General features: G+C 70.1%; 6 protein-coding genes. 1 reads left to right on the top strand and 5 read right to left on the bottom strand.

The window, feature by feature from the left end; all coding sequences use genetic code 11:
• Window positions 1-199, bottom strand: a 199-nt coding sequence (locus P3H15_RS21950; protein WP_346348794.1) for an LLM class flavin-dependent oxidoreductase, incomplete at its 3' end; no start/stop codon positions are given.
• Between the two features lie 55 nt (window positions 200-254).
• Entirely contained in the window at window positions 255-596 is a 342-nt protein-coding gene (locus tag P3H15_RS21945; protein ID WP_072948522.1) for a YidH family protein, read from the bottom strand.
• Window positions 597-688: 92 nt separating this feature from the next.
• Here P3H15_RS21945 and P3H15_RS21940 point away from each other — a divergent pair, with 92 nt between their 5' ends.
• On the top strand, window positions 689-1,648 hold the full coding sequence (locus P3H15_RS21940; RefSeq protein ID WP_276139188.1) for an alpha/beta hydrolase family protein: 960 nt from the start codon (window positions 689-691) through the stop codon (window positions 1,646-1,648).
• Here P3H15_RS21940 and P3H15_RS21935 read toward each other — a convergent pair.
• From P3H15_RS21935 to P3H15_RS21925, 3 genes are read right to left on the bottom strand one after another with little or no spacing between them, the layout of a single operon-like run.
• Window positions 1,604-13,087: a non-ribosomal peptide synthetase gene (locus tag P3H15_RS21935; RefSeq protein WP_276139187.1), complete on the bottom strand. Its 11,484-nt coding sequence runs from the start codon at window positions 13,085-13,087 to the stop codon at window positions 1,604-1,606. The two genes, P3H15_RS21940 and P3H15_RS21935, sit on opposite strands and share 45 nt — an antisense overlap.
• Complete coding sequence (locus P3H15_RS21930; protein WP_276139186.1) at window positions 13,074-13,931, bottom strand: 3-hydroxyacyl-CoA dehydrogenase family protein; 858 nt, start codon at window positions 13,929-13,931, stop codon at window positions 13,074-13,076. Before P3H15_RS21930 ends, P3H15_RS21935 begins: the two co-directional genes overlap by 14 nt.
• A complete protein-coding gene (locus P3H15_RS21925; protein WP_276139185.1) occupies window positions 13,928-18,358 on the bottom strand; it encodes a condensation domain-containing protein in 4,431 nt (1,476 codons plus the stop codon). The genes P3H15_RS21930 and P3H15_RS21925 overlap by 4 nt, the downstream gene beginning before the upstream one ends.
• Window positions 18,359-18,363 lie beyond the last annotated feature (5 nt).

Genomic DNA, 18,363 nt, shown 5'->3' with positions numbered 1-18,363 from the left:
CCGTCCGCTCCCCCACCGCCGTCATCCACGCCAGCGAGAACGGCGCATGACCACCCTCGTGCCGCCACGGCTGGAAATGATCCGACACCGTCGCCGAATCCATGCCGTGCCGCTCCGCCAGCACACCCAGCTCCACCAACTCCCGCGGACCGAACTGTTCCGCGGACGCCTTGTAACCGAGCTTGAGTTCGTGGGCCACCGTGTACTCCTTCGTCTTCACGTCCGGTTCGCGAGATGCAAACCTCTTCTGCAGGTTAGAGCGCGGCCACCAGGCTGGCGAGCGCCGCTCCCAGTGCCACCACCGTCAGGGTCACCGCGAACAACCACAACTCGTGGGGCGGCGGCATCGGTGCGCCGTCGCGCAGCGCCCTCTCGACCTGCGACCACCGCCGCATGCCGACGAGGGCCGCCGCGGCGGCGAGGCCGATCAGGATCAGCCCGAGGGTCGTCCGCACCCATCCGGTGCTGAATTCGGGGACCAGATGGATCATCGCGATGCCACCGGCCAGGAGTGCGAGTGAACTCCGCATCCAGGCAAGGAACGTCCGCTCGCTTGCGAGCGTGAAACGTTCGTCGGGCCGGTCGTTGTCGGTCACCGAATCATCTTTACACCGGTTCACGGGAACCGCACCAAGCAGGTACCCCGCAGTCCTAGATTGGAAGGGCAGGCCACAGCCAGGGGGCGTCCATGCGACCGTTCGAAGCTCTGCGATCCACGATCTCTCTGCGTGTTGCCGCAGTGATGCTGCTGGTCTTCTCCGCGTGGGCGGCGCTCGGACCGTCGCCTGCTTCGGCGGAGCCGCGGATCACCAGGGTGGACGTCTATTCGGAGTCGATGGGCCGGTGGGTGGCCAACGACGTGATCTCTCCGGCGTCGGGAGGTCCGGCGCCCACGTTCTACCTCCTCACCGGCATCGGCGGCGGCTCGGACGGGATCTCGTGGTTCAACAACACCGGTGTGCGGGACTTCTTCGCCGACAAGCACGTCAACGTGGTAATGCCGATCGGCGGGCAGTACAGCATGTACACCGACTGGGAAGCCGACGACCCGGTCCTCGGCAGGAACAAGTGGCAGACGTACCTGACGAGCGAACTTCCCGCCGCGATCGACGGCCGGTTCGCGACCACCGGGGCGAACGCCATCGGCGGGGTGTCGATGGCGGGCGGCGCGGTGCTCGACCTCGCGGTCCAGGCCCCGGGGTTCTACCGGGCCGTCGGCTCGTACAGCGGTTGCGCCGCGACGAGCGGACTGCTCGGCCAGGCAATGGTGCGGTCGATGGTGGAATTGCGGGGCGGCGGCAACGCAACCAACATGTGGGGCTCCGCTGTGGACCCACAGTGGCGGGTGCACGATCCGATGGTGAACGCCGAACGTCTGCGCGGCACAGAGTTGTTCGTCTCGAGCGGCAACGGACTTCCGGGCGGCATCGACAACCACGACCCGGTGCTGGTGGTACCGCAGACGATCGGCGGCAGCGTGGTCGAGATGGTGACCAACGTGTGTGCGGCCGCGTTCCAGTCGCGATTGCACTCGCTGGGGATTCCGGCGACGTTCGCGTATCTCTCGCAGGGCACCCATTCGTGGGGGCTGTTCGAGACGGGGCTACGGGAGTCCTGGCCCGTCATCGGCAGTGCGATCGGGGCCTGACCCCAGGGAGTTCTCCAGGATCGGTCCGATCACCGCGAGGGCTTCCGGTGTGGTCATCCGCAGATGGTCGCAGTCCACCTTGTTCTCGACGATGACACCGGTGATCGCAGGTTGCCAGACGCCCGGCGACGGCCGTTCGCCTTCTTCCCCTTCGGCGGATTGCGAGGCGCTGAAGAACAGGAGGTCGCCGTCGAACACGCGCGGGCGGTGTCCGGTGGAGATCTGCTTCGAGTTCTCCAGCCCGGTGCTGATGCGACCGAGGAGGGTCGACGCGAACGCGGGGTCCCGGCCGAACGAGCGTCCGAGCATCTCGAGCAGTTGCTCGCGGTACGACGTGCCGGCGTCGTCGCTGCCCTCGAATTCGACGCCCAGCCCGTGCAGCCACTCCTCGGCGTTCACTTCGAGGTCACCGAAGTTTTCGCCCTCCGCGACGTAGCTGTCCATCATCGCGAGGGTGCCGACCTCGGCGCCCGACTCACGGAGTTCCACGGCAATCGCCTGGGCGATGACACCGCCCAGTGACCAGCCGAGCAGGTGGTACGGCCCCCGGGGCTGGACGGCACGCATCTCGACCACGTACCGGTGAGCGAGTTGTTCCATCGACTCGAACGTCGTTCCGCCGCTGAGGATCGGCAATTGCAGCCCGTACACCGGACGGTCGGGCGAGAGGTGCCCGATCAGTCCGGCGTAGCCCAGCGCGAGTCCGCCCGCCGGGTGCACACAGAACAGAGCGGGTTGCGCGCCGGACGCCCGGAGCGGGACGACGACGTTCAGCACATCGTCCGCCGGCATGCTTCCGAGCACCGACGGGTCGACGATCCGGCGGGCGAGGCCCTCCGGGGTCGGGTTGCGGAAGATCCACTGCAGGACGACGTCGGTGCCGAGCCGGTCCCGGAGCCCGGACGCCACCCGGGTCGCCACGAGCGAGTTGCCGCCGAGTTCGAAGAAGTCGTCGTCGGCCCCGACGCGGTCGATGCCGAGGACGTCGGCGAAGACCTCCGCGACGGCCTCCTCCACCGGGGTGGCGGGTGCCCGGAACTCCCGCGGCGCGAGCACGGGGGCGGGGAGCGCCCGGCGGTCCAGTTTGCCGGTGCGGCCGACGGGCAGCCGGTCGAGCACCACCAGCTGGGCGGGCACCATGTACGGCGCGAGGTGCGACCCGGCGTACCGGAGTACCTCGGCGGTGTCGATGCTCGCACCGTCCTCCGCCGTCACGTATCCGACCAGCCGGTCGCCGGTGCCGCTGTGCACGGCGACCGCCGCCCGGCCGACGCCGTCGCAGCGGGACAGCACCGATTCGATCTCGCCGAGCTCCACCCGCTGTCCGCGGATCTTCACCTGGAAGTCGTTGCGTCCCACATACTCCAGCCGTCCGATTTCCGTCCACCGCACGAGGTCGCCGGTGCGGTACATGCGGGAGCCGGGTTCGCCGAACGGGTTCGCGACGAAGGACGCACCCGTGAGCGCCGGACGCCGGTGGTAGCCGCGCGCCAGCCCCGGTCCCGCCACGTACAGTTCTCCGATCACCCCCACCGGGACGGGCTGCAACCAGGTGTTGACCACGATGACGTCGACGCCCCGCCCGGGACCGCCGACGTTCACCGATTCGTCGGGCGACAGGACCTCGCTGATCGTGGTCTGCACCGTTGCCTCGGTGGGTCCGTATCCGTTGAAGACGAACCGTCCCGGGGACCAGCGGTCGGCGATCTCGGGTGGGAACCGTTCGCCCGCGACGGCGAGAATCCGCAGGGACGGCAGGTCCTCGGGTCGGAGGGTGTCGAGGATGGTGGGGGTGAAGAACGCGTGCGAGACGTGCTCGCGCGCGAGGAGTTCGGCCAGTTCCCGTCCCCCGAGCACCGTCGGGGGCACGACCACCAGCGTCGCGCCGACGGCGAACGCCATCAGCAGTTCGAACAGGGACGCGTCGAAGCTCGGCGACGCCAGGTGCGACACCCGCGCCCCGTGCATCGACGCGAAGCGTTCCCGTTCCTCGACAGCGAGATTCGCGAGTCCGCCGTGGGTGAGCACGACACCCTTCGGCGTTCCCGTCGATCCCGACGTGTAGAGCAGGAACGCGGCGTGCTCGACCCTCAGCGGGCGCAGGCGGTCGGCGTCGGTCACCGGGTCGCGGGAATATCCGTTCACGACGCCGGGATCGTCGAGCAGCAGCCACGGCACCACCCCGGGCAACCGGTCACGGTGCGCGGTCACCGTCAGCCCGAGCATCGCACCCGAATCCTCGAGCATGCCGCCGGTGCGCGCGGGGGGCAGGGCCGGGTCGACCGGCACGTACGCGGCCCCCGATTTCGCGACCGCCCATACCGACAGCACCCAGTCGATCGACCGGGGCACTCCGATCGCGACGAAGGCGTCCGGACCGGTGCCGCGTTGGATCAGCGCCCTGGCCAGCCGGTTCGACTGCTCGTCGAGTTCGCGGTACGACAGCGTGACGCCCTCGCACGACACCGCGGTCGCTCCCGGTGCGAGCGCGGTGCCCGCCGCCAGGACGTCGGGGAGCCTGCGTTCCGGGACCGCGGGGAAACCGCGCATCGGTACGAGTTCGTCCCGTTCGAGGGCGTCGAGGATCTCGAGGTCGCCGACCCGGATCGACGAATCGGATACGGCCGCATCGAGCATCCGGACGAACCGGTCGGCCAGGCCTGCGACGGTCTCGGCATCGAAAAGGTCGGTGGCGTAGGCGAAACCGGCGGTGATGCCGGCCGGTGTTCCGTCGTCCGTGTACTCCTCGGCCAGTGTCAACTGCAGGTCGAACCGGGCGATCGTGGCACCGAGGTCGATGCCGCGCACCTCGACGCCCGGCAGCGAGAGGTCGGGGCGCTGGACGTTCTGGAATTCGAGCAGCACCTGGAAGAGCGGTGAATGCGCCGTGGAGCGGGGCGGATCGAGTGCTTCCACGACCTTCTCGAACGGCACCTCCGCGTGCGCGTACGCAGCGAGGTCGACGTCGCGTACCTGGTCGAGCAGGTCGGAGAACCGGTCCGCGTCGGACACGACGGTCCGCAGGACGACGGTGTTGACGAACATTCCGACGACGTCGTCGAGCGCGGCCTCGCCGCGTCCGGCGACGGGGGTGCCGACGGCGATGTCCCCGGTGCCGGACATTCTCGCGAGGAACGCGGCCAGGGCGGCGTGCGCGACCATGAACACCGTCGACTGGTGCGTGGACGCCGTCGTCAGCAGCCGGCGATGCAGGTCGGCGTCGATCTCGAACCCGACCCTGCTCCCGTCCGGTGTGCGTTGCAGCGACCGCGGACGGTCGGCGGGCAGGTCCAGCGCGGCGGGGAGCCCGGCCAGTGTGCTGCGCCAGTAGTCCAGTTGTTGCGACACGAGCGACTGCGGATCGTCTTCCGAGCCCAGGAGGCGGCGCTGCCAGAGCGTGAAATCGGCGTACTGGACCGTGGTCGGTGCCCAGTCGGGGGCGTGCCCGGCCGCCCGGGCGGTGTAGGCCGTCGTCATGTCGCGCGCGAGCGGGACCATCGACACTCCGTCCGCGACGATGTGATGGACCACCACGAGCAGCGTCCAGTCGGTGCCGGAGGTCTCGAACACGGCTGCCCGCAACGGAATCTGTTCCGTGACGTCGAATCCTTGCGCGACCGCCGCCGACAGCAGCGCCCGCAACTCCGCCTCGCTGGACACCGTGGTGACGGGCAGGTCCGGAACCGCATCGGCGCCGGGCACGATCACCTGCACGGGTTCTTCGCCGGCCATCGGGAACCGCGTGCGGAGCGTCTCGTGGCGTCGCACCACGTCGGACACCGCGGCGTGCAGGGCGTCGAGGTCGAGTGCGCCGATGAGGCGGAACGCCATGGCGATGTTGTAGGCGGGCGACGCGGTGTCGAACTGGTTGAGAAACCACATGCGGGTCTGGGCCAGGGACAGCGGAATTCGCGCGGGTCGCGGTGCCGCCCGCAGTTCCGGCCGGTGTGTCGGCGCACCGGCCTTCGCCGCGCGTTCCGCGAACTCCGCGACGGTCGGCGCCTCGAACAGGGCGTGCACGCCGACGTCGACGCCGAGAGCCGTGTCGACGCGGGCGACCACACGGGTGGCGGACAGCGAATCTCCCCCCAGACGGAAGAAGTGGTCTTCGGCCCCGACGCGGTCGACGCCGAGGACCTCACCGAACACGTCGGCGACGACGGCCTCGAACGGCGTGGCCGGCGCCCGGAACGTCCGCACCGGAGCCTCGGGTGCGGGTAGTGCCGCCCGATCCACCTTCCCCGACACCGTCACCGGCAACTCCCCCAACACCACCACCACCGACGGCACCATAAACCCCGGCAACACCGACCCCGCAAACTCCACCACCGCACCCGAATCCACTTGGGCCCCCACCTCCGGCACCACATACCCCACCAACCCACCACCCGAACCCACCACCACCACAGCCGCACCCACCCCCGGACACGACACCAACACCGACTCCACCTCCCCCAACTCCACCCGCTGCCCCCGCACCTTCACCTGAAAATCAGCCCGCCCCACAAACACCAACGACCCCAACCCATCCCACCGCACCAAATCCCCCGTCCGATACAACCGCGCCCCCACCCCAAACGGACTCGCCACAAACGACGCCGCCGTCAACCCCACCAACCCGTGATACCCCCGCGCCAACCCCACACCCCCCACATACAACTCCCCCACCACCCCCACCGGCACCGGCCGCAACCACGAATCCAACACCACCACCTCAACACCCACCCCCGGACCACCCACCGTCACCCCACCACCCGGCACCAACGCCCCACTCACCGTCGCCTGCACCGTCACCTCGGTCGGCCCATACGCATCGAACAACTCCCGACCCACACCCCACCGCTCCACCAACTCCGGACCACACACCTCCCCCGCCACCACCAACACCCGCACCGACCCCAACGACCCCTCCACCGAACCCAACACCGACGGCGTCACAAAACAATGCGACACCCCCTCCACCTCCAACCACTCCCCCAACACCGCACCCCCGAACACCCCCGGCGGCGCCACCACCAAACACGCCCCCACCGAAAACGCCATCAACCACTCATACACCGCCGCATCAAAACCCGGCGACGCCACATGCGACACCCGACACCCCGACCACAACCCAAACCGAACCCGCACCTCCTCCACCAAATTCGCCAACCCCCCATGCGACACCACCACCCCCTTCGGACGCCCCGTCGACCCCGACGTATACATCACATACGCCGCATTCCCCACCCCCAACCCACCCAACCGCTCCCCCTCCGACACCGACTCCCCCGACACCCCCTCCACCACCGACACATCATCAACCCGCAACCACTCCACCACCCCCGGAACCACCACCCCCGACACCGACAACCCCACCACCGCACCCGAATCCACCAACACCTCCCGCACCCGCCCCACCGGCAACCCCACATCCACCGGAACGAACACACCCCCCGACTTCACCACCGCCCACACCGCCACCACCAACTCCACCGACCGCGGCACCACCACCCCCACCACCACCTCCGGACCCACCCCACAACCAATCAACACCCGCGCCAACCGATTCGACCACCCATCCAACTCCCCATACGACAACTCCACACCCCCACACGACACCGCCACCCCACCCCCACCCAAACCCACACCCCCCGCCAAAATCTCCGGCAACAACCGCACCCCCACACCCGACACACCACACACCAACCCCACACCCGACCCCCACACACCCACCCCACCCACACCCACACCCGGATCCGACGCCATCGCCTCGAGCACCCGGGTGACCTGTCCCGCCATCGAGTCGACGGCGCCCCGGTCGATCAGGTCGGGCCGGTAGTGGAATGTCATGCGCAACTGCGTGTCCACCGAGAACGCGACGCTCAGCGGGTAGTGTGTGGCGTCGACGCCGCGCACGTCGACCACCCGGATTCCGGCGAGGTCGGTGTCCTCGGTGAGGCCTCCGCGGTCGATCGGGTACGACTCGAAGACGGTCGCGGTGTCGAATCCGATGTCGGCGCCGACCGCGCGCTGGATGTCGGCGAGGCCGAGGTGATGGTGGTCGAGGAGGGCTGCCTGTTCCGCTTGCGTCCGGTCGAGCAGCGCACCCAGGGTCTCCCGGGGGTCGAGGGTGATGCGGGTGGGCACGGTGTTGACGAACAGCCCGATCGTCGACTCCACCCCGGGCAGGTGCGGTGACCGCCCGGACACGGTGCTCCCGAACGTCACGTCGTCGCGGGACGTCGCGGCGCCCAGCACGATGGCCCATGCCACCTGCGTGATCGTGTTCAGGGTCGTGTTGCGGGTGTGCGCGAGGGTCGTGAGGTCGGCGGTCAGTTCCTCGGACACCGTGTACCGGGCGCTCTCGGGAGGAGCCGACAGTTGCCGCCCCCGTGCGTCGGGCAGGAGCAGTGTCGGACCGGCGATGCCGGCGAGTGCGGCCGCCCAGGCCTCCCGCGATTCGGCCGCGTCCCGGCGGTGCAGCCACGACAGGAAGTCCCGATAGGGCCGGGGCCACGGCAGCGCCGACGCATCGGCATCCCCGGCCACATAGAGCGCGAGCAGTTCGCGGATCGCGAGCGGCATCGACCATCCGTCCAGAAGGGTGTGGTGGTGGGTCCACACGAGCCGCGATTCCCGGCTGCCGGTCGACACGAGCAGGAACCGCAGCAGGGGGGCCCGGGACGTGTCGAACGGCGCGGCCCGGTCGGCGGCGAGGACGCGCTCCAGTTCGGTGGTCCGCTCGGCTTCCGGCAGGCCGGTGAGGTCGAGTGCGCGGAACGGTACGTCGGCGGTCGCGGGCACCACCTGCACGAACGTTCCGTCCCGCGCCGGGACGAACGCCACCCGCAGATTCGCGTGCCGCTCGAGTAGTGCCGCCGCGGCCCGGCGCATCCGGTCCGGGTCGACGGCGCCCTTCAGGTGCAGTTCCACCTGCACCGTGTAGGCGTCGATCGACGGTTTCGCGAGCAGGGCGTGGAACAGCAACCCGGCCTGCAGCGGGGTGGGCGGCCACACGTCGGTCAGCGCGCCGAAGTGTTCTTCCCACGTCTCGAGGTCGTCCTGGGTGACGTCGACGAGGGGAACGTCCGACGGTGTGAGCCCACCGGCGACACCGCTGCGCGCGTGGGACACCAATGCGGACAGCGCCTCCCGCCACCGCGCCGCCAGCCGCTCCACCTCGGCACGCGCGAGCAGGGTGCGCGGGAAACCGAAACCGACCCGGAGCCGTCCGCCGATGACGATCGCGTTGATCTCGACGGCGGCCGACGCCGGCATGTCCGGGTCCGGGACGTACCGGAGGTCGCCGAACCCGTCGGCGGGGGTCCAGCCGGCCGCGGTGTCGCCGACCGCCGGATCCGGGACCTGGCCGAGGTAGTTGAAACTGATCTGCCCCGGTTCGGTGTCCGGCAGGCTACTCGCGGTGTCCGGGTTCAGGTACCGGAGCAGTCCGTAGCCGATGCCCATGTCCGGCACCGCCCGGAGGTGTTCCTTCACCCGCTTCAGTGCGCTGCCCAGGTCGGGGCCGCCGGCGAGCGCGTCGTCGAGGTCGATGCCGCGGAGTTCGACGCGAACCGGGAAGACCGTCGTGAACCAGCCGACGGTACGGGACAGGTCGGCGCCCGGCACCACCTGCTGCTCCCGGCCGTGCCCTTCCACTCGGATCAGCGTCGACGTTCCCGGGATCCCCCGTTCGACTCGCCACCGCGACGACGCCACCATCAGCGCCGTCAGCAGAACGTCGAGGGCGCCCCCGTGGTACAGGTCCGGTAGGCGGGTGAGCAGCACGGACGTGTCGCCGAGGGAGGTCTCGACACTCACGTCCTGCACGGCGGTCGCGACGTCCACGCCCGGGTCGAGGGGGCGGTCGGTGATCAGCGGATCGGGTCCCTCGACGACGGACTGCCACCACCCCAGTTCGGCGATTCGCTCGCTCCGGACGGCTTCCTCCGCCAGCGCGTGCGCCCACCGGCGCATCGACGTCGCCGGTTCCGGGAGTGCCGGCACGCTCCCGGCGCTCACCTGATGCCAGGCGGTCACGAAGTCGGGCAGCAGAATCCGCCACGACACCCCGTCGACGGCGAGGTGGTGTGCGACCACGAGCAATCGCCCCGACCGGCCCGGGGTTGCGGTCGCCGGCGCGGGGTCGAGCCACACGAACTGGGCGACCACCCCGTCGGACGGGCGCAGTCTCTCCACGGCGGCCTGGTGTTCGGTCGCGATCAGGTCTGCCACGAGGCCGGCTTCGGTGGCCGGGGCGAAGACGACCCGCCGCAGCAGTGACGCGGTATCGACGTCGGACGGAGTGCGAGTCTCCATCTGCCACTGCCCGTTCGCGTCCCGATACAGCCGCGACCGCAGCATGTCGTGGCGCGCGAGCACCGCGGCGACGGTCGCGAGGAGCCGGTCGGAGTCGACGGTCCGCGGGAGGTCGAGCAGCACGCTCTGGCTGAACCGCTCGTAGTGCCCACCCCGCTCGATCAGGTACCGGACCACCGGAGTGAGCGGGAAGGTGCCGATTCCACCGCCCGCGAGTTCGGTAAGGGCGACCGTGGTTTCACGGTCCGCGAATTCTGATTCCGCTGCAAGCGCCGCCACCGTCCGGTGCTCGAACACCTGCTGCGGGGTGAACACCAATCCTCGAGCCTTGGCGCGTGACACGAGGCGGATGGACAGGATGCTGTCGCCGCCCAGCGCGAAGAACGACTCGTCGAATCCGACCTTCTCGACGCCGAGTACTTCGGCGAACACGGACGCCAGTGTTTCTTCCGCCGCACTCCGTGGCGCACGGTCCGGCCCGCGCGGGGCCGTGTCGGGTGCGGGTAGTGCCGCCCGATCCACCTTCCCCGACACCGTCACCGGCAACTCCCCCAACACCACCACCACCGACGGCACCATAAACCCCGGCAACACCGACCCCGCAAACTCCACCACCGCACCCGAATCCACTTGGGCCCCCACCTCCGGCACCACATACCCCACCAACCCACCACCCGAACCCACCACCACCACAGCCGCACCCACCCCCGGACACGACACCAACACCGACTCCACCTCCCCCAACTCCACCCGCTGCCCCCGCACCTTCACCTGAAAATCAGCCCGCCCCACAAACACCAACGACCCCAACCCATCCCACCGCACCAAATCCCCCGTCCGATACAACCGCGCCCCCACCCCAAACGGACTCGCCACAAACGACGCCGCCGTCAACCCCACCAACCCGTGATACCCCCGCGCCAACCCCACACCCCCCACATACAACTCCCCCACCACCCCCACCGGCACCGGCCGCAACCACGAATCCAACACCACCACCTCAACACCCACCCCCGGACCACCCACCGTCACCCCACCACCCGGCACCAACGCCCCACTCACCGTCGCCTGCACCGTCACCTCGGTCGGCCCATACGCATCGAACAACTCCCGACCCACACCCCACCGCTCCACCAACTCCGGACCACACACCTCCCCCGCCACCACCAACACCCGCACCGACCCCAACGACCCCTCCACCGAACCCAACACCGACGGCGTCACAAAACAATGCGACACCCCCTCCACCTCCAACCACTCCCCCAACACCGCACCCCCGAACACCCCCGGCGGCGCCACCACCAAACACGCCCCCACCGAAAACGCCATCAACCACTCATACACCGCCGCATCAAAACCCGGCGACGCCACATGCGACACCCGACACCCCGACCACAACCCAAACCGAACCCGCACCTCCTCCACCAAATTCGCCAACCCCCCATGCGACACCACCACCCCCTTCGGACGCCCCGTCGACCCCGACGTATACATCACATACGCCGCATTCCCCACCCCCAACCCACCCAACCGCTCCCCCTCCGACACCGACTCCCCCGACACCCCCTCCACCACCGACACATCATCAACCCGCAACCACTCCACCACCCCCGGAACCACCACCCCCGACACCGACAACCCCACCACCGCACCCGAATCCACCAACACCTCCCGCACCCGCCCCACCGGCAACCCCACATCCACCGGAACGAACACACCCCCCGACTTCACCACCGCCCACACCGCCACCACCAACTCCACCGACCGCGGCACCACCACCCCCACCACCACCTCCGGACCCACCCCACAACCAATCAACACCCGCGCCAACCGATTCGACCACCCATCCAACTCCCCATACGACAACTCCACACCCCCACACGACACCGCCACCCCACCCCCACCCAAACCCACACCCCCCGCCAAAATCTCCGGCAACAACCGCACCCCCACACCCGACACACCACACACCAACCCCACACCCGACCCCCACACACCCACCCCACCCACACCCACACCCGGATCCGCGGCTGCGGCGGTGAGGATTCGGGCGAAGTCCTGGGCGTCGGCCGGGCCGTGCACGGCAACGACCCAGGTGCCGTCCCGGTCCTCGAGTTCCACGAACGCTCCGTTGCCGGCGCCGTGCCACCGCTGCACGACGGCGACGGCACTCTCCCCGATGCGCTCGACGCCGAGGGGTTCGCGTATTCCGCCGGTCACCGACCATGGTTCTCCCGCACCGTCTTCGGAGGCGAGGAATCGGTGCCTGCGGGATCTGCGGAGCTGCAGTCCCACGTGCCGGGTCAGTGTGTCGAACGTGAGATACGGTGTGAGGGTGATCCGCACGGGTGTGGTGGAGCCGTGCTCCCGGTGTCCGATCACCACGTCGTCGATGCCGGTGCGGCTGTGGGCGTAGACCGCCAGTGCGGCGAGCAGGACGGCTGCCGGGCCGCCGCCGCTGCGACGCGCGAGGCGCACGAGGGCGCCGTCGGCGGGGAGGGTGACGCGGCGCTCGCCCTCCGGGCCGGGTGGGATCTCCTGTCGCGGCGCTCCGCCCAGCACCCGCTCCCAGTAGTGCCGGTCGTCCGCCCAGGCGCCGCTCTCGCGGTACCGGGCGTCGGATGTCAGCTGGACGGTGGGCGCCGCGAACGGCCGGGTCTCCGGCGGCGCGGTCGTGGCCGCTGCCCCCGACTCATAGGCCTCGGCGGTGCGGCGGACGATCGCCGCCATGCCCGGCTCGTCGTCGACCAGGCGGTGGTAGCGCTGGAACCAGCCGTATCGGCCGTGCGGTAACCGGAACAGGACGTGCACGTACAGCGGCCCGGCGGCGGGGTCCATCGGCCGGGCCAGTTCCCGATCGATCCATGTCGCGGCGAGCGGTCCGGGGGCGGTGACGTCGAGGACGTCGGGACCGGTGACCGCGGTTCCGGCGATCTGTCCGGGCTCGGGGCCGTCGAGCACGAAAGTGCGGTGCAGGCCCTGGCATTCGGACAGGGTCCGGTGCAGTGCGCGGCAGAAACGGTCTTCGTCGAGCGGGCCCTCGAGTTCGAGGTACTGGCCGAACGTGTTGTCGGTGAGGTGGGCGCGGAGTACCGCGATCTGGTCGTAGGTGAGGGGCAGCACCTCACCGGTACTCATGGAATCCCCGTCCGGTCTTGCGCCCCAAGTGTCCGGCCTCGACCAGGGCGACGAGCGTCGCCGGCGGGCGGTAGTGGTCGTCGCCGGTCAACTCGCGCAGCGCGGTCATCGTGTCCTGGACGTTGTCCAGGCCGATCAGGTCGGCGGTCCGCAGCGGTCCCATCGGGTGGCCGAGGCAGCCCTCGAACAACGCGTCGGTGGTGTCCGCGTCGGCGATCCCGTCGCCGACGGCGGCCGCCGCCTCGGCGATGCAGAGCATGAGGACCCGGTTCAGCAGGAATCCGGGTCCGTCGCCGACGACGATGCCGGTCTTGCCCAGTGAGGTGAGGAGCGCCAGCGCACGGTCCAGCGACTGCTGCGACGTCCGCGGCCCCCGCACCACCTCGACGGTGTCCTTGAGCGGTGCCGGGTTCATGAAATGCAGCCCGACCACCTGTTCCGGCCTGGTGGTGCTCGCCGCGAGCCGGTCGACGGGGATGCCCGACGTGCACGACGCGAGGAGGGCGCCGGGTGCGCAGACCCGGTCGAGTTCGGCGAAGACTTTCTCCTTGAGGTCGATTCGCTCGGGGACGCATTCGATGACGACGGCGGCTTCGCGCAGATCGGTGAGCTGCGCGGTCCACTGCACCCGCGCGGTGACCTCGGCGGGTTTCGGGCCGCCGGTCCGGCCGAGGAGTATCGCCAGCCGCAGTGAGTCGCGCATCCGGGAGCGGGCCTGTTCGACGGCCTGCTGGTCGGAGTCGACGACGGTGACGTCGTGGCCGGCCCGAGCCAGACTTTCGGCCACCCCGGCGCCCATGGTTCCCGCCCCCACCACACCGATGCTCAGCGCATTTCCGCTCATCGCACTGCCCCCGAGGTGAAGCCGGTGGTGAAGCCGGTGGTGAAGCCGGTGTCGTCCTGATGCACGTACTCCATTGCCACCTCCTGGGTGGGCAGGTCGGGGTGAGCCACCAGCCCGGCGTGCAGCCGGCGGAGGTCGGCGAGCATCGCCCCGGCGGTGCTCGCGTCGAACAGGTCGGTGGCGTAGTCGAGTTGGAGGGTGAGCGCCGAAGGACCACGGGTCCACGACAGCCCGAGTTCACCTTGTGACGGGCCCGCCGGGACGTCGCCGCCTGCGCGTTCGCCGTCGCAGCGCACCGGGAAGTGCTGCGCCGCCGGGTCTGCCGCGCCGCGGTCCGAAGACAACTCCCGGCGTACGGTCTCCACCAGTTCCGGGTAGGTGGGTTCCGCGGACAGGTCCACGGCCACGATCCGCGGCGCGGCCACCGCCACCTCGTCCTGGGCGGTGTACCAGGCGAGCAGCGTGAGCCAGGCGGCGAGCAGTTCCGGGAGGTCGGGGTGTCCGTCGAGTGTCGCCGTCACCCGTGCCACGGAATAGCTCGGCGGCCCGGCGTCGGCGGGCTGCCGGGGCCGGTCGGCCGGGACCAGTGGTGGCGCGACCGGAGAGGGTGCAGGCGCGGGCGCCGGTGACGAGCCGGTGAGAAACACCGAAATCGTCTGCGTGCTAGACGATCCCACGATGCCTTCCAGGATGCGGACGTATTCGTCGCACAGCCCGGCGGCGGTCTGCTCGGTGAACAGTTCCGTGCTGAATTCGAGTCCCGCGGCCATGTCGTCCTCCCCGCCCCGTTCCGTGGTGACGAGCGTGAGATCGAATTTGGCCGTGCCGGACGGCACCCCGCCGAACGCGATGGCGGCGGGGTCGTCCTGGTCGAACAGCGTCTCGGTGAGTCCGTGCTGCGACTGCAACGCCGGCAGTTCCTGGTGGACGTGGCAGACGTCGAACAGTGGAGTCCGGCTCAGATCCCGGTCGCCGGTGAGTGCGGTGACGACGCGGTCGAACGGGATCTCCTGGTGTTCGAGGGCGCCGAGCACGACGTCGCGCACCCGTCCGCACAGTTCCGCGATGCTCGGTTCCCCGGACAGGTCGGCGCGCAGGGCCACCGTGCTGTTGAAGTACCCGATCATGCCGGACAGTTCCGGCCGGTTGCGTCCGGTCGTCGGTGTCCCGACCACGAGGTCGCGCTGGCGGCTGCGGCTCGCCATGAGGAGGTAGAACGCGGACAGCAGCACCACGAACAGCGACACGGACTCCCGCCGCGCCACGTTCCGCAGGCTCCGGGTCAGTTTCTCGGAGACGGTGAACGTGTGGAACGCCCCGGTGAAGTTCTTCCGCTCCGGGCGCGGGAAGTCGGTGGGCAGCCGCAGCAGCGGAACGTCGTGCAGAACTGTTCTCCAGTAGTCGAGTTCGCCGTCGAGCGCGGCGCTCGCGATCAGTTCCCGCTGCCACAGGGCGTAGTCCCAGTACTGGACGGGGAGCGGCGCGAGGCCGGCGGGGCGACCGGCGCGGCGGGCCGCGTACAGGGCGGGCAGTTCCTGCTCGAAGATCCTCGGCGAACCCCCGTCGTTGACGGAGTGGTGGGTGGTGACCTGCAGGACGTGCTCGTCCGGGCCGAGCCTGATGAGCAGTGCCCGCACGAGCGGGTCGGTGGCCAGGTCGAACGGCGCCGCCGCGGCCTCGTGTACCAGTGCGCGGGCCGCGGCCACCGGATCCGGTTCGCCCGACACGTCGGCGGTGCGGAAGAAGTCGCCGAGACAGTCGCGGATCCGCAGTTCCGGCTCCCCGTCGATCTCGACGTAGTTGGACAGCAGCACCCGGTGCCGTGCGGCGAGGTCGTCCCACATTCCACGGACGGCGGATTCGTCGATCGGACCGTGGAGGTCGCTGACCATCGGGAGGTTGTAGATGGTGGTGGCGGCGTCGAGCTGATGATGGAACCACATGCGTATCTGGCCGAACGACATCACGTGCCGCCCCCGCGGTGTGATCGGAGGCAGCCCGCCGGCCGCGGATGTGCCGTCGGCGAGGAGGGCGGCGAAGTCCGACACCTTCGGCCGCTCGTAGAGGTCGATGAGTTTGGGCCGGACCCCGTACCGGTCCGACACCCGGTCGACGAGTTGCATGCCGATGAGCGAGTTTCCGCCGAGGTCGAAGTAGTCGTCTTCGGCATCGACGTCCCTCTCGGTGTGGAGGAGCTCGCGCAGCGTGGTCCGCAGCCAGTCGAGGCTGTCTTCCGGCGCCGGCGTCACCGGCTGCGGGCTCGGCTCCGCCGACGGAACATCGGGTGTGCCGGTCCAGTCGGGTCTGCCGGGAAGGTCGAACCAGCACCGCGAACCGCGCAACGGGTGACCGGGCAGGCGCACGCGCCGGGCGGACTCGTCGCTCGCGCCGACGGCCGCCCACACGAGGTCGACGCCACGCTCGTACAGACCGGCGAGGAGGTCTGTGACCGCGTCGGACGTGTCTGGCGCACGGAGTATGTCGGCGTCGCGGAGCGCGTCGGCGAGTAGTGCCCCGAGGCGCCCCGCCGGGCTCGGCTCGACGAAGACGACGGGCCCGTCCGCGAGCATTCCCTTCGCGACGGCGACGAGCCTGTCGGTGTCGATCGCGGGGTTCGCGGCCGCGGCGGCGAGGTCGGCCGCGTCCACCGCCGCCAGTGGATCCCGCAGATGCCGGACGGCGTAGCGGGACACTCCGCCGCTGAGGACGGCGTCGACGGTGACACCGGCGGCGCGGAGTTCCCCATGTACGGCGATCTGCCCGGCGAGGAGATCCGCCTCGTCGCCGGTGGCGGGAAGCTCCGGAGGCAGGTCACGGCCGCGCAATGCGGCAGGCATTCGGTCGGGCGACAGCAGCAACGCCACGGCCGGGCGCGGACGAGTGGCCGGTGCGGGGTTCTCGCCGCGGCCGCCGAGTTCGGCGGCACGTACGGCGAGTGACCGCGAGAGTTCGGCGGTGCTGCGCGCCCGCACGGCCACCCGGTGGTCGTGGTGCGGCCGGCCCCGGTTGAGGGTGAAGGCGACGTCGTCAAGGTCGTACGCGCGCACGGCCGTTGCCAATTCGGCGCACAGCGTCGCCAGCGCGCCCACGCTCTTCGCCGACACCCCCACCAGCCGCGTGGTGCCGGTGTCGGGTCGGACGGCGACGGCGCGCTCCGGTGGCTGTTCCACCACGCAGTGCGCGTTGATGCCGCCGAGGCTGAACGAACTCACTCCCGCCCGCCGCGGCCCGGTGTCGTCGCTCCACGTCCGAGACCCGGTGACCACCTCGATACCGCTGCCCGCCAGATCGACTCCGCCGGTGGGGTGTTCGAAGTGCAGCGACGGGTACAGCTCGCCGTGCTCGACGGCCAGGATCGCCTTCACGAGGCCGGACACCCCGGCCGCGTGGTCGAGGTGCCCGATGTTGGTCTTCACCGAACCGATCGGCAGGACGCCCGGGCGGTCCCGGAACGCGGCCGCGATCCCTTCGAGTTCGACGGCGTCGCCGAGCGGGGTTCCCGAACCGTGCGCCTCCAGGTACCCGGCGTCGCCGGGGGTGAGGCCCGCGTTCTGCCAGGCCCGGGAGATGACGGCCACCTGCGCCCGGGCGCTCGGGGAACTGATGGTCGCGGACGAATGGCCGCTGGACACCGTGGCGGTGCCGCGGATCACGGCGTGGACCGGGAGGCGGTCGGCGCGGGCGCGGGCCATCGTCGTGAGCAGAAGCGCCGCCCCGCCCTCCCCGACCGCGGTGCCGTCCGCGTCGGCGTCGAATGCGCGGCAGCGCGCGCCGGGTGACATCAGTTCCGCGGACCCCTCCGCCATGTCGGCGCGGATACCGTTCACGCGCAGGCTCACTCCGCCGGCGATGGCGAAGTCTGCGTCGCCCGACCGCAGCTCCCGGCAGCCGTGGTGCACCGCGATGAGCGATCCGTTGCATCCCGAATCGACGGCGTAGCAGGGGCCGGTGAGGCCGAGGTGGTACGCGATCCGGGCAGGGACGGCGAACGGAACGTTGCCGAGGGTGCTCAGCACACCCGGTTCCGCCCACATCGCCGGATATGTCGACGCGGCGGCACTGAACACCACCGCCGTCGCGCTGTCCCGGAAATCGGTCACCGAGTAGCCGGCGTCCTCGACCGCCTGATACGCGAGGACCAGCGCGAGCCGCTGCTGCGGATCGATCAGCGACGCTTCCCGTTTCGACAGGGTGAAGTAGGAGTAGTCGAACGTGGAGATGTCCTCGACGAAACCCATCGGGTGGTAGTGGGACGGAGGCCCCAGCCCGGTCGCCTCGGCCCGGGACCGCGACAGCGGACGCACCGAATCCCGGCCTGCCGCGAGATTGGCGCGGAACTCCGCCAGGTTCGCGGCCTCGGGGTAGCGCGCGGCGATACCGACCACGGCGATGTCGTCGTCACCCGCTGTGGAATGTCGCACCGTCACGGTTG

Origin of the sequence: Rhodococcus sp. T2V, assembly GCF_029269925.1 — a bacterium.
In the GTDB taxonomy this organism is placed as follows: domain Bacteria; phylum Actinomycetota; class Actinomycetes; order Mycobacteriales; family Mycobacteriaceae; genus Rhodococcus_F; species Rhodococcus_F koreensis.
Note: the sequence above shows the minus strand (reverse complement) of the source record. Positions and strands in the feature narration are given on the sequence as shown.

Coding starts and splice junctions, on each gene's coding strand:
- P3H15_RS21940 (WP_276139188.1), top strand. CDS start 689: ATGCGACCGTTCGAAGCTCTGCGATCCACGATCTCTCTGCGTGTTGCC.
- P3H15_RS21935 (WP_276139187.1), bottom strand. CDS start 13,087: ATGAGTACCGGTGAGGTGCTGCCCCTCACCTACGACCAGATCGCGGTA.
- P3H15_RS21930 (WP_276139186.1), bottom strand. CDS start 13,931: ATGAGCGGAAATGCGCTGAGCATCGGTGTGGTGGGGGCGGGAACCATG.